The organism is Paraburkholderia sp. J63, from assembly GCF_905220245.1.
Lineage (GTDB): Bacteria > Pseudomonadota > Gammaproteobacteria > Burkholderiales > Burkholderiaceae > Paraburkholderia.
On the sequence record NZ_CAJMZF010000022.1, the window covers coordinates 67,180 to 85,707 of the forward strand.

Genomic DNA, 18,528 nt, shown 5'->3' on the forward strand with positions numbered 1-18,528 from the left:
CCGACCGCACAAGATTCGACGCCCCCCCCGGCGTCCACACCAATATCAGGAGCCCTCACCCATGAGCGAAAGCCGTTATTGCGAAGTTGCCGACCTGGCCGATGCCCGCGAGCAACTCGACGAGATCCGCCATCACATCCATCAGCATCCCGAGCTCTCCTACGAGGAGGCCAATACCGCGGATTTCGTGGCGCGCAAGCTCGAGGCGTGGGGCTACGACGTGACGCGCAATGTCGGCGGCCACGGCGTCGTCGGCTCACTGAAAGTCGGCACGAGCACGCGCACGGTGGGCGTGCGCGCCGACATGGACGCGCTGCCGATCCAGGAGCAGACCGGCCTCGACTACGCGAGCATCCACGACGGCAAGATGCACGCCTGTGGCCACGATGGCCACACGACGGTGCTGCTCGGCGCAGCGCAGCAGCTCGCGAAGACGCGCAACTTCGACGGCACCGTGCACCTGATCTTCCAGCCCGCCGAAGAAGCGGGCTCGGACAGCGGCGCCGTGCGCATGATCGCCGACGGCCTGTTCGAGCGCTTCCCGTGCGAAGCGATCTTCGGGCTGCACAATCACCCGGGCGTGGCCGCCGGCACGTTCGGCTTTCGCAGCGGCGCGCTGATGGCCGCCTGCGACACCGTCAAGGTGCGCATCACGGGCCGCGGCGGCCACGCCGCGCGTCCGCATCTGGCGGTCGATCCTGTGCTGGTGGGCAGCAGCATCGTGATGGCGCTGCAATCGGTGGTCTCGCGCAACGTCGATCCGAACGAGGCCGCGGTGGTGACCGTCGGCGCGTTCCGCTCCGGCTTCGCGCCCAACGTGATTCCCGAGGACGCCGTGCTGGAAATGAGCGTGCGCTCGTTCTCGCCGGCCGTGCGCGAGACGCTGGAGGCGCGCATTCGCGCGCTGGTCGAAGCGCAGGCGCAATCGTATGGCGCGAGCGCCGAGATCGACTATATCCGCGGCTATCCGGTGCTCGTGAACAGCGAGGCCGAGACCGAGTTCGCGCGCCAGGTGGCCGAGGAGCTGGTCGGGCCAGAGCGCATCATCGCGCCGTTCCCGCCGATCGCGGGCAGCGAGGACTTCGCCTACTACCTGCAGCAACGCCCCGGCTGCTTCGTGCGCCTCGGCAACGGCGAAGGCCGGCCGATGCTGCACAACGCCCGCTACGACTTCAACGACGAAAATCTCACCATAGGCGCGGCGTTCTGGACGCGTCTCGTCGAGCGCTTCTTGAGCGAGGCACGCGCATGAACGTCGCGACCAAGCCCGTCTCCGGCGCGGGCGCCGGGGCGCCCGATATGACGCCCGCGCAGCAACGCAAGATCGTCGTGGCGGCGGTGATCGGCAACCTGCTCGAATTCTTCGACTTCACGGTCTACAGCTATTTCGCGCTCACCATTGGCCAGCAGTTCTTTCCCGCCGACGACCCCGTCACGTCGTCGCTGCTCGCCTTCGCGGTGTTCGCCGTGGGTTTCGTGATGCGCCCGCTCGGCGGCATCGTGCTCGGCCGCTATGCGGACCGTGCCGGGCGCAAGCCCGCGCTCACGCTCACGATCCTGTTGATGGCGGTCGGCTCGGCGGCCATCGGCCTCGCGCCCGGCTACGCGCAGATCGGGCTGGCCGCGCCGGTGCTGATCGTGGTCGCGCGGCTCGTGCAGGGCTTCGCGCAAGGCGGCGAGTTCGGCGCGGCCACGGCGACGCTGCTGGAGATGGGCGGCACGGCGAGCCGCGGTTTTCGCGCGAGCTGGCAGCTCGCGAGTCAGGGCGCGGCGGCCCTGCTCGGCTCGGGGCTCGCGGCGAGCCTGAGCTTCCTGCTTTCGAGCGAGACCATGCATAGCTGGGGCTGGCGCATCCCGTTTCTGGTCGGCACACTGATCGCGCCGGTGGGCATCTATTTGCGCCGTCACATCCGCGAAGAACCGCCCGCGGCCAAAGCCGTGGCCACCCGCGACGACCCGAAGCGCGCGCTCTACGTGCGCAACTGGTTCCTCACGATCTTCGCGATCATGGGCATGTCGGTTTCGACCTACGTGATGATGTATTACATGCCCACCTACTGCATCCAGTACCTGGGCCTGCCCCCGAAGATGTCGATGCTCGCGGGCGTGGCGTCGAGCACCATCTCGCTCGTGATGTGCCCGATCTACGGCGCGTGGTCCGACCGCATGGGCCGGCGCAAGCCGCTCACGATCATCGGCCGCATCGCCCTGATTCTGCTGCTGTATCCGGCGTTCTGGATCATGACGCACTTTCCGTCGCTACCGGTGGTGCTCGTCACGCTGATCGTGCTGATGCTCTGCTACACGATGGGTTCCGCACCGGCCTACGCGCTGATGCCCGAGAACTTCCCCAAGCATCTGCGCGCGGGCTATATGTCGAGCGCGTATGCGATCGCGGTCTCGGTGTTCGGCGGCACCTCGCAGCTCGTCGCCGGCTGGCTGATCCGCGAGACGGGCAGCAAAATGGCGCCCGCGTGGTACATGATCGGCTGCGTGCTGATTTCGCTGATTGCCGTTTCGATGTTCGAGGAGACGGGGAACAAGGCGCTCGACTGACTTCCTCGAAGGGCCTGTCCAGGCTGACGGTTCGAGCAGAGGGTTCGAGCGGACCGTTTGACGACAGGCCCTAGCCCGCTTCCTCGCTTTTAGTCTCGCCCGCGTTGCTCGGGAATTTCGCCTGCCCATAGCGAATCAGCAGCACACCGAGCGCGATGAGCACGATCGCGCCCGCCGACGCCAGCAGATGCAGCTCCGTGTTCGAGCCCGAGCGCAGGATCAGGTCCCGGGCGATCGACACCATCGCGATATAGAGCGGGAAGCGCACCGGCAATTGCCCGGCCTTCAGGTACTGCCCGACCATCGCGAAGACTTCCAGATACAGGAACATCAGCAGCAGATCGGTCAGCGTGACGCCATCGGAATTCACCATCCGCCAGATCAGGCTCACCATCGCCGCAACCGTGCCGATGCCGATAATCCCCAGGCCGAACAGCTCCGCGAGTTCCATCGCGCGCTCGAGCCGTCCTTTGATCGCCTTTTGCAAGGCGCTCTCGTATTTCATGTTCCTTGAGTCCATTGGTTGACCGGCCTAACCAGCCGGGACCGGGAATCGTAGCGCGAGACCGTGAAATTAAAAAATGCCGCAGTGATGTGGAGCGGTGCCGGGCGCGGGCGCGCGGGGGCGAGACTGCTTGCGCTCCGGCGGGTTCGGTACGCGACGGGCCGCAGCGCAACGAGCCGCCTGGGGGCCAATCGTTGCGCCGATACAACAATGAACCAGCCCCCAATCCCCGGGCCGTGATTTTGGACGTTCCTCGCCGCCGATCTCCTTGCATTCTGGCGCGACATCACTATAATAGGGTTTACCCTTAGGTAACTACCCTGAAGCGAGAAACAGCATGGCCCCGCTCATCGCCGCAATTTCGTCTACCGTCACTCACGCTCTCGAGGCAGCCGGCCGCCTTGGCATGAAGGCACTCAACCGCCACCTCGAATACTGCGAACTGCTCGCAGAAGCGCAACGCCGCTACTAAATCGCTCGCGTCGCTTACGTCGCTCAAGTAGCGACGATCCCCGGTCTGCAGCGCCATGCGCCCTTGTGCCGCGGCGGTGCTGGATCGGTAGTGGTCCGCTTACGCGTCGCCCACACGCCGCCTTAAATTGGCTGCGTCGGCGGCGCGATGTCTTGCTTGCCACCGCCCCCACGCTAACCTCGGCGTAGTCAGCGAAGGCGGCTGCCCGCCCTTGGGAGCCGCGCTGTGGCGAAACCCGCCGCCCAGCATCCTGTTAGTCCACGAGATCGCCCAGCCTCTGTTGCGGTCAGCATCGCGCTGCCTTGCTCCTTCATTTGGCAGAGCAAAGACAGCGCTATCTCACGCGGCCTGCATCAAATCCGGCTGTTTTTGCGAGCTCACGCACCACGTCACCGCATCGGTGACGATGCTGGCGAGCGAGCGCGTGCCGTCGACGGTCAAGGTCAGCGGCTCGGCAACCGGCGGCTCCAGCGCGGCGAACTGGCTTTCGACCAGCGAAGCCGGCATGAAATGGTCCTCGCGCTGGGCCACGCGCCGCAACGCCTCCGCCTGCGGCAGATCGAGAAACACGAAGCCCAGCGACGCCGTCGCGGCGCGCAGCCGGTCCCGGTAACGCTCCTTGAGCGCCGAGCAGGCCAGCACCGCACGCTCTCCCCGGCTGGCGGCGCGCTCGAGCTCGGCCGAAAGCCGGTCGAGCCAGCCCGCGCGGTCCTCGTCGGTGAGCGGGATGCCGCGCGCCATCTTGTCGACGTTCGCTTGCGGATGGAACGCGTCGCCCTCGATCAGCACGCCGCCAACATGCTCGGCAACGGCGCGCGCCACGCTGCTCTTGCCGCAGCCCGCGACGCCCATGACGACGAGAGATGAAATATGCCGGGCCATTCGAATCTCCTTGAGCGCCGAGATAGCGCTATCTCAAGCTTGTGAAAAAAATGCACCTGCGTGTGACGTTGGTTTTGGCCGCTTATTAGGGGCACTACCATTGCGCGTGGTGTGAGACAGCGCTATCCTAAATCGATCATGGCGACATCGACACTCAGGAAAACCCGCAGCACCGGCCGCCCCACGCTCGAAGAGGTCGCGCGGCGCGCCGGCGTGAGCACGATCACGGCGTCGCGCGCCCTGCGCGGCGTGGGCTCCGTGGGGCCCGACTACGTGGAGCGCGTCAAGGCCGCCGCCGCGCAGCTCAACTACGTCACGAACCCCGCGGCGCGCGCGCTCGCGTCGTCGCGCAGCAATGCCGTCGCCGTGGTGATTCCGTCGATCTCGAACACGGTGTTCGTGGACGTGCTGGAGTCGATTCACGCCGAGCTGCGCCCGCGCGGCTACGAAGTCCTGATCGGCAATTCGCACTATTCGCGCAATGCCGAGGAGGACCTGATCCGCCACTATCTGGCGTCGCCGCCCGGCGGCCTGATCGTGAGCGGCTTCGACCGCACGGAAAGCGCGCGCCGCCTGATCGCCGCGAGCGGTGTGCCCTGCGTGCACATCATGGAGCTCGATCAGGCCGAGGGCGTGCACTGCGTCGGCTTCTCGCAGACGCGGGCAGGCGCCGCCGTCGCCGGGCATCTGGTGGCCCGCGGCTGCCGGCGCAACGCGTTCGTCGGCGCGCAACTCGATTCGCGGACGATGCAGCGCGGCGAGGGCTTTCGCGAGGCGCTCAGGAGCCAGGGCCTCTATGACCCCGATCTCGATGTGCTCACGCCGTCGCCCTCGTCGATCGGGCTCGGCTGCGAATTGTTCCGGCAACTGCTGCAGCGCCGGCCCGACGTGGACGGCATCTTCTTCGGCAACGACGATCTCGCGCAGGGCGCCCTGTTCGAGGCGCGCCGCCAGGGCATCGACATTCCGGCCCGGGTGGCCATCGTCGGTTTCAACGATCTGGCCGGCGCCGCCCACTGCGTGCCGCGCCTCACCACGGTGCGAACGCCGCGAGCGGAAATGGGGCGCATGGCGGCCAATCTGCTGCTTTCGATGATCGAGCACGAGCCGATTGCGGAGCCGGCGGTCGATCTGGGGTTCGAACTGGTGGTGCGGGAAAGTGCGTAATTCAATGCGAGCGCGCGTGAGCCGTTAGCGTCCGCATTCAACGGCGCCCGGTGACCGGACCCTCGGCGTCCACGCGCCCCACGGCGCCCGCTGGCCCGCCGGCATTGATCGGGCCGCGCGTCTCCAGATGGCCGTGCACGACCAGCGGGCCGTCGCCGTTTCGTCTGCCGATGTATTCGACTTCCCCTACCCAATCCATCAGGATAACTATGTATTTGGAAATCGCCTCTACATAACCATTCCGCCAAATAACGATCCTTTACATTTTCTTAAGGCTAATCGACAAAAAATCTGCCAGACTGTGTGCCGTGAATCCCGTTCACGTAATGCGTGCAAGCACGACGATTTCCTCATGGTTGTATAAGCAACGCATAAGTAACGCAAAATCGACACACAAGCGACATATAAGTCAGACGACGCTGGAGGGCTTATCAATGCTGCAATGGATCCTGACCTGGTGCTCGCGCCATGCGCCTACACCACAGAAGCAAGCCGAGCGGGCGCTCAGCGAATTGCGTATGTCCTTGTTTCAGGCTGAACAGCGCGTGCTGGACGCCCAATTCCAGGCGAGCTATTACCGCACCCGAATTGCGTTCTATGAAGATGTCGTGAATAGCGGCATCGAGCAGGTTTCGGATCAACGCAAAGAGCAAGGCGTCACGGCGCGCACGCCCTCGCCCACGCTCAAGGTTGCCGGCTCGCCATTGTGAAAAGCGGGCCGCTGAAAAGCATTCAGCGGGCCGCCCTCGCATTTACGAATGCGATTTACGACGCGAGCTTCGCGGCCAGCTCGGCAACGTGCTTGCCCTGATAGCGCGCGATATCGAGCTCGTTTGCGCTCGGCGAGCGGCTGCCATCGGCGCCGGCCAGCGTTGTCGCGCCATAAGGCGTGCCGCCCGTGATCTCGTCCATCTTCACCAGCCCCTGGCAAGCGTAAGGCACGCCAACGATCACCATCCCATGATGGAGCAGCGTCGAATGGAACGACGTGATCGTCGTTTCCTGGCCACCGTGCTGCGTACCCGTCGAGGCGAACACGCTGCCGATCTTGCCCACGAGCGCGCCCTTCATCCACAGGCCGCCGGTTTGATCGAGGAAATTGCGCATTTGCGCGGCCATATTGCCGAAGCGCGTAGGCGTGCCGAAAATGATCGCGTCGTAGTCCGCGAGTTCATCGACGGTTGCAATGGGCGCGTCCTGGTCGAGCTTGATATGCGCGGCTTTGGCCTGCCCGGCAGGAATCGTTTCGGGCACGCGCTTGACGGTCACGGTTGCGCCCGCCACCGAGCCCGCTCCCTCGGCAACGGCCTTCGCCATCGTTTCGATATGTCCATACGACGAGTAGTAAAGCACAAGAATTTTGGCCATCTGGTTTCTCCAAGTTTGGGCAGCACGAATCAGTCCAGGCGATCGCCTCGAGGAATCAACTGAGCCGCCCGATACTCTCAGTCACAATGCGGTGGACAATGCGGCGGCACGCAACCCATGCTTTAGCCATCCACATCGCCTAAGGCGCCGACGGCAAGCTTTCCGAAAGATAATCGAGCAAGGCCGCCACGCGCGCGGGACGAAAGACTCGCGAGGGCGTAACGAGGCTCAGGTAAATCTGCGCGACTTTCCATTCGTGCAGCACCTCGACCAGTTCGCCACGCGCCAGCGCATCGGCTACGACGAATTCCGGCTGTAGCGCCATCCCCATGCCGGCCAGCAAGGCCGGTATCAACGACTCGGCATTGTTGCTACGCATCCGGCCGTCGATCGTTACGCTGCATTCCTCACCGGATGTATGCTGGAAACGCCATGACAGCGCCGTCGAATGACTCGCATAGCAAAGACAGGTATGGCCTTCGATTTCGCGAGGGTGAACGATGGACCCGTGCTGTACGAGATACGCCGGACTTGCGACGAGCACGCGGCGTATCACGCATAGATTGCGCGCGCGCATCGACGAATCTTCGGGCGCCGCAATCCGGATAGCGACGTCGAAGCCGCCGCCCACGACGTCCACCACCGCGTCATCGAACGACACGTCGAGATTGACATCGGGATAGCGAGCGAGAAAACCGGGCATGAGGGGCGCCACGTATTTGAGGCCAAAGGACATAGGCGCCGAAATGCGCAGCAAGCCTTTAGGCGCGAGCGCGTGCGCCGAAGTCTCCGCCTCGATCAGTTCGCCCTCTCTGACGATGTGCTGGGCTCGCTCCATCACGAGCTGACCGGTTGGCGTGAGAGAAATACGACGCGAGGTCCGATAGAGCAGCGTCGTGCCCAGCCGCCTCTCGAGCCGGATGATCGCCTTGGACACCGTGGGCTGCGACATGCCGAGTGTTTCGGCCGCTTTCGCGAAAGAGCCGGTTGTGGCCACGCGCGCGAAAATCGCCCAAGCCTCGAGATCGGGAAGATTCTGCATGCAATTGTTCTGACTGGGTGATTTCCACGGGTTCTACTGGCCGGAGTTGACAGTGGCTATTCGACAGCTCCATGGATTGAAGCGGGACGGGAAACACGCTTCCTGAACGAGGCACGCTCCTTGAGCCAAGCCTCTTGAGCTAATGTTATCGGAGCGGCGGTCAACCACAAATAGAACAAATGGAATAGAAGACATTCCATATTTAGGGTTTCGCGGCACTATCCAAAGACGAAATTCAAAAACGCGGCATTTAAATCAATCGCCGAATTTCAACCGCTACTCACGCATTCGGGCGCGTGAAATCTCATCGATATGCCGGGCTTCGTTCCTCGCCCGGCGTCACGCCCGGCGCTTTCGCGCTACCATGTCGACTCTTTTCTTCTGACTTCGAACGCACGGCATCGCGTCCATTCTCTTTTCCATGCAAACACTCCCTGACCTCGAGGCGTGGGCCATCTTTGCACGCGTGCTCGAAACCGGCTCGTTCGCCAAGGCCGCGGAGTCGCTGGGCATTACCCAGCCCACCGTGTCGAAGGCCATTTCGCGGCTCGAGCGCAAGCTCGGCACGACGCTGCTCTATCGCAACACGCGCCAGCTTTCGCTGACGCCCACGGGCGAGATCGCCAAAGCGCGCGCCATTCGCATCCTCACCGAAGGCGAGGCCGTGGAGGCCGAGGCCTCGGCGCAAGCCGTCCAGCCGCGCGGCCTGGTGCGCGTGACCGCGCCGATGTCGTTCGGCATCCGCTACCTCGCGCCGCTGATCCCCGCCTTTCTCGAACGCTACCCGGAAGTGGAGATCGACCTCTCGCTCACCGACCAGATCGTCGACGTGGTGGCCGGCGGCTTCGACGTGGCGATCCGCATTGCGGAGCTCGCCGATTCGTCCCTGCGCTCGCGCCGGCTTTGCGTAGTGAATCGTCCGCTGGTGGCCACGCCCGCGTATCTCGAGCGGCATGGTCATCCCACGCATCCGCGCGACCTTGCGCAGCACGCCTGCCTCATCTATACGAATCTTCCCACGCCCGATCTATGGCAATTCCGCCATCGCTCCGGGGACGAATATGCCGTGCCCGTGAAGGGCCGCATTCGCAGCAACAACGCCGACGTGATCGGCCCCGCGCTGCTCGCGGCGCAAGGTCTCGCGTTGCAGCCCGAGTTCATCGTCTGGGAAGCGATCAAGGCGGGCGTGCTCGTCGACGTGCTGCCGGACTGGCGGATCAGCCAAATCAACGTGAATCTCGTGACGCCGCCCAATATCCTGCGTCCCGCGCGCGTGACGGCATTGCTCAACTATCTTTCCGAATGCCTCGCGGCGGCTCCGTGGGCTGCGGCCGCGTCCTGAATGCAGCAGGGTTCGTGGACTGCACGGCCTACCAGCCATACTTGAGCTCGACGCCGGCATAGTCGGCATTGTGCCCGCCCGCCTGGCGAATCGAATGGCCCACCTGGAAATGCACGGCTTCGACCGAGCCAATCAGGTTGGGCGCAATCGTCCAGTCCGCGCGCAACTGCACGTACATCCCCGTCCATAGACTGCCCTTGCCCGCCGTGCCTGGCACGGCCTGATTGGCCTGCTGATAGACGGCGTCGCCCGTGGTCTCGCGCCACTGGAAACCCAGCGCGCCGAGCAAGGCGAGATTGCTCGTCGGCTTGAGCGTGATCGACGGCTTGATGTGAATGAGGTTCGCATAGCCCGTATAACCGGCGAGCGTGAAGTAATAGCCGTTCGGAAACAGGGAATTGAACGTCTCGACCCGGCCGTCGTTCGGATGCCGGTCGCCCGAAGCCGCATCGATCTGCAGCGCGACGCGCGGCGACCCAGGCAGGTCGAGCTTGTAGCCCGCAATCGAGCCCATCGCCCACGCCAGGACCGTGTCGTTGCCCACGGTGCCCGTCTGCAACATTCCTTCGATGTCCCAATCGAATCGCCCCTGCGTGCCCGAATAGCGTAGATCCCAGACATCGCGTCGCTCGGCGCCGCTCGCGTCGAGAAAGTGGGCGTTGCTGCGGTTATAGCGCGACCAGTAGCCGGACAGATCGCCCGGCCCCACCGACTGGCGCTCGAAACGCAGGCCGCTGAAGGTGAGATTGCGATTCGAAACGTCGTCGAATACCGTTACGTCGCGGTTCTGCACCGGTTGCGTCGCATAGCCGATAAAGCGCCACTTCTGGTACTCGTAGTCGGCCCAGACCGCGTCGAACGCCTGACGCACATTGGGGCCGTCGCGCACGGAAATGAAGCGCTGCAAGTCGAACGCCATCTCCTGGCGGCCGACGCGAAACTTGAACGTGCCGCCGCCCAGCGTATTCGTATAGGTCACGAAGGCCTGCTCGAGATCGAGCGGGTTCTTGTCCACGGGCGTGACCACGTTCTTGCCCCAGGCCCGCGCGTCTTCGAGCTGCACGAAAAACTGCCAGTGCTCGCCGAGATGCGCATCGGCATGAACCTCGACGCGCTGGATCAGGTAAGTATCCGATTGCGCCGAACCGACGCCGAACAGTGCGGCGTTATTGGTTTCGAGGCGCTCGCGCAGATTCGCGCCGAGCGACAGATACGACTCGGGGTCGCCGCCGAGCGGCATGTACTTGAGGCCGTCGAGCGGCTCGCGCGGCACGCAAGGGTTTGCGAGCGCCGACCAGTCTTCCTGCCAGCGGTTGAACAGCACGACAGGACGCTTGGCACTGCAAACGGATGGCGGCGCATCGGCGACCGACGCGGTTTTCCCCGTGCTTCTGCTGCGGTATCGGCCGCGAGCGCCGCGTCCGTCCCCACGAGCAACAGCCCTGCGATGGCCGTCACGCTCGCGGCCTTTTCGAATCGATGCCTGCGCATCGTGGTCGACTTCATGGTCTCCCTTGCCCTCGTCGGCCTGTGGTTATCGTGGCTCGCGCGTTTGCGCGGCGTGCGCTAGCGGGACCGCTCGTCCCGGCCCCGCAAGATCATGCGCGCCCCGGTGTGGCCGCGCGCTCGTGTTCTCCCGTGGTCAAGGCCAGCCCCACGAGCGCGCAAGCGGGCACGAGCAGCGCCCAGAAGCCCACGTAGCGCATGCCCATCGCCCCGGCCACGGCGCCTGCCGCAAATGCGACGATGGCCGGCATCATCTTGGCGAATCGCGCGCGCGCCACAGCACGCACGCTCTCGTCCGAGCCCGTCGAGAGCATGTCGACGACATCGAGAATCGCCTGCGTGACGTTGCCCGTCATCACCGTATTCGGCACGCCGGGGCGGTTGATGAGTTTCGGATGCGCGTTCTGCACGCCCATCGCCAGCGCGCCGACGATGCCGGCCACCATCGCCGGCAAGCTGTCCGGCGTGGTGACCGGCGTCGCCCAGACACCGGCGAGGCAAAAGCCGAACATGAGCACGGCCTGCATCGCATGGAGCAGGCGCGCGCCGTGGCGCGCATACCGCCCGGACAGCGAGCGCACGAGCAGGCTGCTGAGCACGACCCCGGCGACGAACGCGGGAAACACGATGAGCTTGAGCAGAACGCCGCGGCCAAATCCCGCCACGCCGGCGCCGATCAGCACGAAGTTGCCCGTCACGTGCGCGGTGAACAAGCCGAACAGCGCGACGAAACTGAGCGTATCGACAAACCCGGCGATTGCGGCAAGGATCGTGTCCCCGGATTTCATTTCGCCGCGCTGGCGTGAATCTCGGCGATATAGCCGCCCGGGAACTGCACGATCGCGGCCTCGCGGCCATCGGAGGCGAACGGCGGCACGAGCACGCTCACGCCCGCGGCCTTGGCCTTCTGCAGCGTCTCGTCGAGATTCGATACTTCGTAGCCCGTCATCTCCCTTCCGAACGGGTAAGGCAGATGGCCGTCCGTCACGAGCACGATCATCTTGCCGAAGCCCGATTCGATACGAATGCGCCGATAGGTATCGTTCGGCCGGCCGATTTCGACGCCCGGCGCCTTGAGGTCGTCGGAGACCACCTTGCCGTGCGAGAACATCACGAAGTCGTGCACCAGCTTGTGCACGCTTTGCGGCGAGACGTAAACCCGGTTCTCGGGAACGGTCTGCAGCGCGTCGTAGTGCGGCGCCTGAGTATGCCAGTAGAGCTGCATGTTCACGCCGCCCGGCCACTGGATGACCGCGTCGCGGCCAATCGGGTCGGGGAACGTGTCGACGATCACATCGGCGCCGTGCGCGCGCGCCGCCTTCACGGCCGCGTCCATGTCGGTCACGAGGTAGCCCGTGCGCTCCGCGCCGAAGGGGGCCGGTATCGGCGTCTTGAAGCCGAACACCGAGATCGTGCCCGCAGGCGTGAACACGAGCTGCGACATGGTCTGGCTCGGCGTGGGCGTCACCTGGAAGACGCCCTGCTTCGACTTGCTGCCGCCGAACGTGGCCACGAAGCTGTCCGTGAAGCGGTCGAAATCCTCGGGCGCGACGTACACGTGGGTCGTGTCGTACTGCGTCCCGACGGCGACGGCGGGCGTTTCCGGTGTCATCACCGGCGGCTTCGCGAACGATACCGGTGCGGCGGCCAGGCCGCTTGCGATCATCGCGGCCAGCAATGCCGCGCGAAAGGTTTTCATGACTCGGTTCCTTTATTGTTTCGTCGTACTGTTCAATCGATCAATGGCGATTTTCGGCGGCAATCGCTTGCGCATCGCCGAGCAGGGTCACAAGCACGAGTGCCGCGATCAGACCCAGGTGCTCGAAAAAACTGTTGAGCGCCATGAAGCGCGCGACGCCGCTCTGATGCCAGAAGTCGTTGGCGACCCGCATCGCGACCACGGTGAGCATACCGAGACCGCCCGCGCCAAGCCACGTAAAGCGGCGCAGCACCACGCACAGCGAGCCGGCGATCTCGACCGCGACCGCCAGCGCCGCCCAGAGCGCCGCCGGGTGCAGGCCGAAATGCGCCTGCTCGGCGACGGCGGCGTGAAAGTGCAGCGCCTTGTCGATGCCGCCGATCAGGTAGGCCGACACGAGCGCGAGGCGCACGAGCGGCCCGACCCACGGCTGCGCAAGCAGCGCGCGAACCCATGCAGGGCTGACGCGGCCGGTCATTGCCGACACGTCAGACCGCCCAGCACGAGCAGCCCAGCGCGCCCCAGAAGCCCTTCGCATCCGAGGTCGGCAACGAGGCGTTCCAGGCGCCCGCGTGCCCATGGCCGTGCACATTGCATGCGCTCGCGCAGCCGCACATTGCTGCAGCCGCTGCCGCGCGCGCGAGCGGTGCGCCCTCGCGCTGCGTCGCGCCCCAGCCACCATAGCCGCCATACTGGCGCACGGGCGACCAGTCGGGCATCGCCGGTGGAATCGGCGCATCGTGTTGCGAGAACGGGCCCGCGCCCCAGACGATCCGGCCTCCGACTACCGTGAGCAACGCCGTGGTGTCGGCGATGTCGTCTTCCGCGCACGCGAAGAAGTCGCGGTCGGGCACCATCAGGTCGGCGAGCTGCCCAACCGCGATGCGCCCTTTCTTGCCCTCCTCGTTCGAGAACCATGTCACGTATTCGGTCCACATGCGCAGCGCCGTCTCGCGGTCGAGCAGGTTGCGTTGTGGGTACATGCGCAGCCCTGCCACCGTCTTGCCGCTCACGAGCCACGCGAGCGACACCCACGGGTTATAGGAGGCCACGCGCGTTGCATCGGTGCCGGCCGAGACCTTCAGTCCCTTCTCCAGCATCTTCGCGACCGGTGGCGTCGCTTCGGCCGCGCTCGCGCCGTATTGCTCAACGAAGTATTCGCCCTGATACGCCATCCGGTGCTGGACCGCGATGCCCCCACCCAGCGCCGCGATGCGGTCCATCGAGCGTTCGGAAACGGTTTCAGCATGATCGAAGAACCAGTTGAGGCCGGCAAGCGGAATGTCCTTGTTGACCTTTTCAAACACGTCGAGCGCGCGGCTGATGGTTTCGTCGTAGGTGGCGTGCAACCGCCATGGCCAGCGATTCTGCGCGAGCACGCGCACCACGCCTTCGAGTTCGCCCTCCATACCGGCCGGCAGCTCGGGACGCGCGACGCGGAAGTCCTCGAAGTCGGCCGCCGAAAACACCAGCATCTCGCCCGCACCGTTGTGGCGGAAGTAATCGGTACCGTCGTGATACTTGACCGTGCGGGTCCAGTTCACGAAGTCTTCTTTCTCGGCCTTCGGCTTTTGCGTAAACAGGTTATACGCGATGCGTATCGTCATCTCGCCCGCGTCGTGCAGCTTGCGGATGACTTCGTAATCCTCAGGATAATTCTGCGAGCCCCCGCCCGCGTCGATCGCGCCGGTCACGCCGAGGCGATTGAGTTCGCGCATGAAATGGCGCGTCGAGTTGTACTGATACTCGAGCGGCAGCTTCGGGCCTTTCGCGAGCGTCGCGTAGAGAATGGCGGCGTTGGGATTCGCGAGCAGCAGGCCGGTCGGATTGCCCGCGCCGTCGCGCACGATCTTGCCTCCAGGCGGCTCGGGTGTGTCCTTCGTGTAGCCGACCACGCGCAACGCCGCGGCATTGAGCAGCGCGCGATCGTACAGATGCAGGATGAACACCGGCGTATCCGGCGCTGCGGCGTTGAGTTCTTCGATGGTCGGCAGGCGCTTTTCCGCGAACTGATACTCGGTGAAGCCGCCCACCACGCGCACCCATTGCGGCGCGGGCGTGATGGCCACCTGCTGCCTGAGCATCTCCATGGCCACGGCGAGCGAGCGCACGCCGTCCCAGCGCAGCTCCATGTTGTAGTTGAGACCGCCGCGGATCAAATGCAGGTGATTGTCGATCAAGCCCGGCAGCACGGGCCGGCCGCCGAGATCGACGACCTTGGTCGCGCCGCCCGCGAGCGGCATCACCTCGGCGTGGCTGCCGACCGCGACGAAGCGGCCATCGGCAATCGCCACCGCCGTGGCGGTCGGGTTCGAACGGTCCAGGGTCGTGAAGCGTCCGTTATGCAGAATGAGATCGGGCTGGATACCGGTTGCGCTCATGTGCGTGTCCTCCTCGCTGCGCTCATATCGCTGATTTCGTTTAAAGGCCGAGCAATGGCTTCAGTGTCGGGATGGCCTGCGCGCCAATCAGCATGCCGAGCAAGCCGACGAGCGCGATCAGCGGCGGCGCGGGCGAGCGGACCTTGATCGCGCTATAGATCACGCCGATCAGCACGCCTGAACCCAGTGACACCAGATACGGTTCCATACGATCAGTCTCTCTGATGGTTTAAAGGGGTTTTAAAGGCGAATCCAGATAATTAGGCATCCGAATAGACGAGGCAGAAGCTCCAGACACCTGCCGGATCCATTGCCAACATGAAAATTGCCGCGATTGCGAATCGCGGCGGACGCGATCAGCGCGCCGGCACGGCGGCAAGCGCCTCGTGCGGCGTAGCGGTGCGCTGCGACGCCTTGTGGACCATCGTATAGGCGTAGTCGATGCCCATGCCGTAGGCGCCCGAGTGGTCCTTCGCGATCGCCATCACGGCGTCGTAGGTTTCGCGGCGGGCCCAGTCGCGTTGCCATTCGAGCATGACCTGCTGCCAGGTGACGGGCACGACGCCCGCCTGGATCATGCGCTGCATCGCGTAGTCGTGCGCTTCCTTCGACGTGCCGCCCGAGGCATCGGCCACCATGTAGATTTCGTAGCCGCCTTCGAGCATCGCGCACAGCGCGAACGTGTTGTTGCAGACCTCGGTCCACAGGCCCGAGACCACCACCTTCTTGCGGCCGTTCGCGGCCAGCGCGTCACGCACTTTCTGGTCGTCCCACGAGTTCATCGAGGTGCGCTCGAGCAGTTTCTGGCCCGGAAACACGTCCAGCACTTCGGGATACGTGAAGCCCGAAAAGCTCTCGGTCTCGACGGTCGTGATCGTGGTCGGAATATCGAACACCTTAGCCGCCTTGGCCAGCGCGACGACGTTGTTCTTCAATACCTGCCTGTCGATCGATTGCACACCGAAGGCCATCTGCGGCTGCTGGTCGATGATGATGAGCTGGCTGTTTTGCGGAGTAAGCACTTCAAGCTTCGGATTGCTCATGACGTAGTTGTCCTTGGATCCGGAGATAAAAGAAGACCGCCTCGCCGGTATGACCGGAAGGTGTCGAATGAGTGACGGCACTGGGAGATTCGTCATCCAGCCCCATTCATTAAACACGTAAATCCAGTAAAAGAACATCGAATAAATGGAATTAAAGCGATTCCAAAAACCGCGTATTAAATCTTCCCATTTACCCTTTTCCTGATCCGGTAAACCCGATACGCTTTCACACCACTCCCTGTCCAATTGCGGCGCAATGCGTTTTTACAGTCGATCGTCAATGAGATTCGCCTCATGAAATCGTATGTTCTTTCACTGCTGGCCGGTGTGCTTGCCGGCGTCGTCTATCACACGATCGGCGTGCAGTCGCCGGCGCCGCCCACCGTCGCATTGGCCGGCCTGCTCGGCATTCTGGCCGGCGAGCAGATTCTTCCAGTCGTGCGCCGGATGCTCGCGGGACTTAAACTGACAACGGCGTGGCGCGACGCAAAATGCAGCCAGCACATGTTCGGCGCGCTGCCGGGCGCTCGTGTGCCCGAAGGCGCCGCGAAGGACCCACGGTCGTCGTGATGCCCCGCTCGCCGCGCGACGGCGCCGAACGCAAGCGGCATGCCGGATGCCGTTTGCATCTCCACGCGGAATCTCTCGCCCCCCCTCTCCCGACTGAGCCGCACGCGGCAACCACCCCGTCGAGGCGCCCGAAGCGCCAGCCAGAAGCCGACGACCAGCCGATAAGCCGACCCGCCGCCCCGAATCCACAGGCCGGAATCGGCCCCTTGCGCGCGCTCGGAAATTTTACTTATCGACGCGAGCCGGTCAATTTGGGTATTGTCTTGCCTTTCCGGCCGATGCCCGCGCCCGTCCCGATCCATCCGAAATCCATTCGCCGGGTCCGCATCGCGCCCAAGCGAGCGTCCGCGCGGTCCCCGGCCCCCAACGAGCCGGTCCCGCGCGCCGCCGCTCGCCCACCCGATAGACAACCCAGGAGACCGCATGCCGACCCGCACCCCGTCCGCCCTTTGGGCTCATCAGTTCAGGCGGTCACCGGAGTCGAAGGCAACGCTGCAGCACCAGATTCGCCAGATGCTGGTCGCGGCAATCCTCGACGGCCAGCTTCCCCCCGACTCGGCCCTGCCGTCGAGCCGCGAGCTGGCCGACCAGCTCGGCGTCGCCCGCAACACCGTCGTGCTCGCCTACCAGATGCTGGTGGAGGAAGGCTATTTGCTCTCGCGCGAGCGCAGCGGGCACTTCGTCAATCCGGAGATGCTGCAGGGCCTGCACGGGCTCACGGCCCGCCAGCCCGAACCGGGCCCGGGCGCGCCAGCCGGCGAGATCCACGTGCGGCCCGAATGGCAAAAGCGCATCGTGCGGCCGCCCTCGGCCCAGCGCAACATCGTCAAGCCGACCAATTGGCAGAACTACGCATTTCCGTTCATTTACGGGCAGTTCGACCAATCGCTCTTTCCCATCAACGACTGGCGCGAGTGCTGCATGAAGGCGCTTTCGATCATGGAGATCCGCAACTGGGCGCCCGACCTGATCGAGCGCGACGACGAATCGCTGATCCAGCAGATCCGCACGCGCGTGCTGCCGCGGCGCGGCGTGTTCGCGATGCCCGAGGAGATCGTCATCACCAACGGCTGCCAGCAGGCGCTCTATCTCGTGGCCGACCTGCTCTGCGGCAAGCGCACGACGGTGGGTTTCGAAAACCCCGGCTATCCCGACGCGCGCAACATCTTCGAGAACCGCAACGCGCATCTGCTCGAACTGCCCGTTGACGGCGAGGGCATCGACCCGCAGCGCCTCTCCGGTTCGCTCGCGCGCTGCGACTACGTCTACGTCACGCCGAGCCACCAGTGCCCGACCACGGCCACCATGCCGATCGGGCGCCGCCGCGCGCTGCTCGAACTCGCGCAGCGCAACGACTTCGTCATCATCGAGGACGACTACGAGAGCGAGAACACCTTCTCCGGTACGCCGCATCCGGCCTTGAAGAGCCTCGACACGGCCGACCGCGTGATCTACGTGGGCAGCCTCTCGAAGACCTTCGCGCCGGGCCTGCGCCTCGGCTACGTGGTCGGGCCGCAGGAGCTGATCCGCGAGCTGCGCGCGCTGCGCCGGCTGATGGTGCGCCACCCGGTGGCCTATATCCAGCGCGCGTTCGCGACCTTCCTCGCGCTCGGCCACCACGACGCGCTGCTGCGCCGGCTCGCGCATGCCTACAAGGAGCGCGCGCAGGCGCTGATGGCGGCGCTCGACACCCATCTGCCCGAAGCGCGCTACGTGCCCGTGGCGGGCGGCGCGTCGTGCTGGGTCGAAGGGCCGCCGTGGCTCGACTCCGCGCGCCTCGCCGACGACGCGCGCGAGGCCGGCATCCTGATCGAGCCTGGCGGCGTATTCTTCGCCGATGAGGCCGAGCGCAGCCCCTGGTTCCGCATGGGCTTCTCGGCGATCAAGCTCGAAAAAATCGAGCCTGGCGTGCGCGCGCTCGCGCAGGTCGTGCGCCAGCAGCAGCCCTCCTGAGGCCGCGCTGACTTTACGCTGATTTCGCGCTGACTTCGCGCC

General features: G+C 64.8%; 20 protein-coding genes and 1 pseudogene. 9 read left to right on the top strand and 12 right to left on the bottom strand.

Features of this window, described 5'->3' with window-relative positions; translation table 11 throughout:
• Positions 1-61 precede the first annotated feature (61 nt).
• Together U5775_RS22860 and U5775_RS22865 are read left to right on the top strand one after the other, a co-directional pair.
• Entirely contained in the window at positions 62-1,252 is a 1,191-nt protein-coding gene (locus U5775_RS22860; RefSeq protein ID WP_322060368.1) for a M20 aminoacylase family protein, read from the top strand.
• Entirely contained in the window at positions 1,249-2,556 is a 1,308-nt protein-coding gene (locus tag U5775_RS22865; RefSeq protein WP_322060369.1) for an MFS transporter, read from the top strand. The genes U5775_RS22860 and U5775_RS22865 overlap by 4 nt, the downstream gene beginning before the upstream one ends.
• Positions 2,557-2,626: 70 nt before the next feature.
• Here the strand turns inward: U5775_RS22865 and U5775_RS22870 are convergent, their stop codons facing one another.
• Entirely contained in the window at positions 2,627-3,061 is a 435-nt protein-coding gene (locus U5775_RS22870) for a phosphate-starvation-inducible PsiE family protein (RefSeq protein WP_322060370.1), read from the bottom strand.
• Between the two features lie 337 nt (positions 3,062-3,398).
• Here U5775_RS22870 and U5775_RS22875 point away from each other — a divergent pair, with 337 nt between their 5' ends.
• A complete protein-coding gene (locus tag U5775_RS22875) occupies positions 3,399-3,533 on the top strand; it encodes a hypothetical protein (RefSeq protein WP_322060371.1) in 135 nt (44 codons plus the stop codon).
• Between the two features lie 339 nt (positions 3,534-3,872).
• On the opposite strand, the gene U5775_RS22880 is transcribed toward U5775_RS22875, so the two are convergent.
• Positions 3,873-4,415 carry a gluconokinase gene (locus U5775_RS22880; protein WP_322060372.1) on the bottom strand — a complete coding sequence of 181 codons (543 nt, stop codon included), beginning with the start codon at positions 4,413-4,415 and terminating at the stop codon, positions 3,873-3,875.
• A gap of 138 nt (positions 4,416-4,553) precedes the next feature.
• Between U5775_RS22880 and U5775_RS22885 the strand changes: the two genes are divergently transcribed.
• Positions 4,554-5,582: a LacI family DNA-binding transcriptional regulator gene (locus U5775_RS22885; protein ID WP_322060373.1), complete on the top strand. Its 1,029-nt coding sequence runs from the start codon at positions 4,554-4,556 to the stop codon at positions 5,580-5,582.
• A 37-nt stretch (positions 5,583-5,619) separates the two neighbouring features.
• On the opposite strand, the gene U5775_RS22890 is transcribed toward U5775_RS22885, so the two are convergent.
• Positions 5,620-5,781: a hypothetical protein gene (locus tag U5775_RS22890; protein WP_322060374.1), complete on the bottom strand. Its 162-nt coding sequence runs from the start codon at positions 5,779-5,781 to the stop codon at positions 5,620-5,622.
• A 235-nt stretch (positions 5,782-6,016) separates the two neighbouring features.
• Here U5775_RS22890 and U5775_RS22895 point away from each other — a divergent pair, with 235 nt between their 5' ends.
• Positions 6,017-6,292, top strand: coding sequence for a hypothetical protein (locus U5775_RS22895; protein WP_322060375.1), 276 nt, complete (start codon positions 6,017-6,019; stop codon positions 6,290-6,292).
• Positions 6,293-6,347: 55 nt separating this feature from the next.
• On the opposite strand, the gene wrbA is transcribed toward U5775_RS22895, so the two are convergent.
• Together wrbA and U5775_RS22905 are read right to left on the bottom strand one after the other, a co-directional pair.
• Positions 6,348-6,950, bottom strand: a complete 603-nt coding sequence (wrbA, locus tag U5775_RS22900) for an NAD(P)H:quinone oxidoreductase (RefSeq protein ID WP_322060376.1) — start codon at positions 6,948-6,950, stop codon at positions 6,348-6,350.
• Between the two features lie 139 nt (positions 6,951-7,089).
• A complete protein-coding gene (locus tag U5775_RS22905) occupies positions 7,090-7,992 on the bottom strand; it encodes a LysR family transcriptional regulator (protein WP_322060377.1) in 903 nt (300 codons plus the stop codon).
• Positions 7,993-8,413: 421 nt separating this feature from the next.
• Between U5775_RS22905 and U5775_RS22910 the strand changes: the two genes are divergently transcribed.
• Positions 8,414-9,334: a LysR family transcriptional regulator gene (locus U5775_RS22910; RefSeq protein WP_322060378.1), complete on the top strand. Its 921-nt coding sequence runs from the start codon at positions 8,414-8,416 to the stop codon at positions 9,332-9,334.
• A 28-nt stretch (positions 9,335-9,362) separates the two neighbouring features.
• On the opposite strand, the pseudogene U5775_RS22915 reads toward U5775_RS22910, so the two are convergent.
• Positions 9,363-10,840, bottom strand: a pseudogene (locus U5775_RS22915) (alginate export family protein).
• On the opposite strand from U5775_RS22915, the gene U5775_RS22920 reads away from it, so the two are divergent.
• Entirely contained in the window at positions 10,782-10,904 is a 123-nt protein-coding gene (locus U5775_RS22920) for a hypothetical protein (RefSeq protein ID WP_322060423.1), read from the top strand. The pseudogene U5775_RS22915 and the gene U5775_RS22920 sit on opposite strands and share 59 nt — an antisense overlap.
• Positions 10,905-10,932: 28 nt before the next feature.
• Here the strand turns inward: U5775_RS22920 and U5775_RS22925 are convergent, their stop codons facing one another.
• The 6 genes from U5775_RS22925 to U5775_RS22950 all read right to left on the bottom strand — a co-directional run bounded on the left by U5775_RS22925 (position 10,933) and on the right by U5775_RS22950 (position 15,963).
• Complete coding sequence (locus tag U5775_RS22925) at positions 10,933-11,628, bottom strand: YoaK family protein (protein WP_322060379.1); 696 nt, start codon at positions 11,626-11,628, stop codon at positions 10,933-10,935.
• Positions 11,625-12,539 (bottom strand): glyoxalase, encoded by a 915-nt coding sequence (locus U5775_RS22930; RefSeq protein ID WP_322060380.1) that lies wholly within the window; start codon positions 12,537-12,539, stop codon positions 11,625-11,627. The genes U5775_RS22925 and U5775_RS22930 overlap by 4 nt, the downstream gene beginning before the upstream one ends.
• A gap of 40 nt (positions 12,540-12,579) precedes the next feature.
• A complete protein-coding gene (locus U5775_RS22935; protein ID WP_322060381.1) occupies positions 12,580-13,017 on the bottom strand; it encodes a DoxX family protein in 438 nt (145 codons plus the stop codon).
• Between the two features lie 10 nt (positions 13,018-13,027).
• Positions 13,028-14,920, bottom strand: coding sequence for an amidohydrolase (locus U5775_RS22940; RefSeq protein WP_322060382.1), 1,893 nt, complete (start codon positions 14,918-14,920; stop codon positions 13,028-13,030).
• Positions 14,921-14,960: 40 nt separating this feature from the next.
• The gene (locus U5775_RS22945; RefSeq protein ID WP_322060383.1) at positions 14,961-15,128 is read right to left on the bottom strand and encodes a DUF1427 family protein; all 168 of its coding nucleotides are present in this window, start codon (positions 15,126-15,128) and stop codon (positions 14,961-14,963) included.
• 148 nt (positions 15,129-15,276) lie between these two features.
• Positions 15,277-15,963, bottom strand: a complete 687-nt coding sequence (locus U5775_RS22950) for a hydrolase (protein WP_322060384.1) — start codon at positions 15,961-15,963, stop codon at positions 15,277-15,279.
• Positions 15,964-16,257: 294 nt separating this feature from the next.
• Between U5775_RS22950 and U5775_RS22955 the strand changes: the two genes are divergently transcribed.
• Positions 16,258-16,533 carry a XapX domain-containing protein gene (locus U5775_RS22955; protein WP_322060385.1) on the top strand — a complete coding sequence of 92 codons (276 nt, stop codon included), beginning with the start codon at positions 16,258-16,260 and terminating at the stop codon, positions 16,531-16,533.
• A 423-nt stretch (positions 16,534-16,956) separates the two neighbouring features.
• Positions 16,957-18,486, top strand: a complete 1,530-nt coding sequence (locus U5775_RS22960) for a PLP-dependent aminotransferase family protein (protein WP_322060386.1) — start codon at positions 16,957-16,959, stop codon at positions 18,484-18,486.
• Positions 18,487-18,528 lie beyond the last annotated feature (42 nt).

Excerpts from the sequence above, each read along its gene's own strand:
- U5775_RS22910 (WP_322060378.1), top strand. The coding sequence starts at position 8,414 with ATGCAAACACTCCCTGACCTCGAGGCGTGGGCCATCTTTGCACGCGTG.
- U5775_RS22865 (WP_322060369.1), top strand. The coding sequence starts at position 1,249 with ATGAACGTCGCGACCAAGCCCGTCTCCGGCGCGGGCGCCGGGGCGCCC.
- U5775_RS22945 (WP_322060383.1), bottom strand. The coding sequence starts at position 15,128 with ATGGAACCGTATCTGGTGTCACTGGGTTCAGGCGTGCTGATCGGCGTG.
- U5775_RS22920 (WP_322060423.1), top strand. The coding sequence starts at position 10,782 with ATGGCCGTCACGCTCGCGGCCTTTTCGAATCGATGCCTGCGCATCGTG.
- U5775_RS22870 (WP_322060370.1), bottom strand. The coding sequence starts at position 3,061 with ATGAAATACGAGAGCGCCTTGCAAAAGGCGATCAAAGGACGGCTCGAG.
- U5775_RS22935 (WP_322060381.1), bottom strand. The coding sequence starts at position 13,017 with ATGACCGGCCGCGTCAGCCCTGCATGGGTTCGCGCGCTGCTTGCGCAG.
- U5775_RS22930 (WP_322060380.1), bottom strand. The coding sequence starts at position 12,539 with ATGAAAACCTTTCGCGCGGCATTGCTGGCCGCGATGATCGCAAGCGGC.
- U5775_RS22940 (WP_322060382.1), bottom strand. The coding sequence starts at position 14,920 with ATGAGCGCAACCGGTATCCAGCCCGATCTCATTCTGCATAACGGACGC.
- U5775_RS22925 (WP_322060379.1), bottom strand. The coding sequence starts at position 11,628 with ATGAAATCCGGGGACACGATCCTTGCCGCAATCGCCGGGTTTGTCGAT.
- U5775_RS22960 (WP_322060386.1), top strand. The coding sequence starts at position 16,957 with ATGCCGACCCGCACCCCGTCCGCCCTTTGGGCTCATCAGTTCAGGCGG.
- U5775_RS22950 (WP_322060384.1), bottom strand. The coding sequence starts at position 15,963 with ATGAGCAATCCGAAGCTTGAAGTGCTTACTCCGCAAAACAGCCAGCTC.
- U5775_RS22885 (WP_322060373.1), top strand. The coding sequence starts at position 4,554 with ATGGCGACATCGACACTCAGGAAAACCCGCAGCACCGGCCGCCCCACG.
- wrbA (WP_322060376.1), bottom strand. The coding sequence starts at position 6,950 with ATGGCCAAAATTCTTGTGCTTTACTACTCGTCGTATGGACATATCGAA.
- U5775_RS22875 (WP_322060371.1), top strand. The coding sequence starts at position 3,399 with ATGGCCCCGCTCATCGCCGCAATTTCGTCTACCGTCACTCACGCTCTC.
- U5775_RS22955 (WP_322060385.1), top strand. The coding sequence starts at position 16,258 with ATGAAATCGTATGTTCTTTCACTGCTGGCCGGTGTGCTTGCCGGCGTC.
- U5775_RS22895 (WP_322060375.1), top strand. The coding sequence starts at position 6,017 with ATGCTGCAATGGATCCTGACCTGGTGCTCGCGCCATGCGCCTACACCA.
- U5775_RS22880 (WP_322060372.1), bottom strand. The coding sequence starts at position 4,415 with ATGGCCCGGCATATTTCATCTCTCGTCGTCATGGGCGTCGCGGGCTGC.
- U5775_RS22890 (WP_322060374.1), bottom strand. The coding sequence starts at position 5,781 with ATGGATTGGGTAGGGGAAGTCGAATACATCGGCAGACGAAACGGCGAC.
- U5775_RS22860 (WP_322060368.1), top strand. The coding sequence starts at position 62 with ATGAGCGAAAGCCGTTATTGCGAAGTTGCCGACCTGGCCGATGCCCGC.
- U5775_RS22905 (WP_322060377.1), bottom strand. The coding sequence starts at position 7,992 with ATGCAGAATCTTCCCGATCTCGAGGCTTGGGCGATTTTCGCGCGCGTG.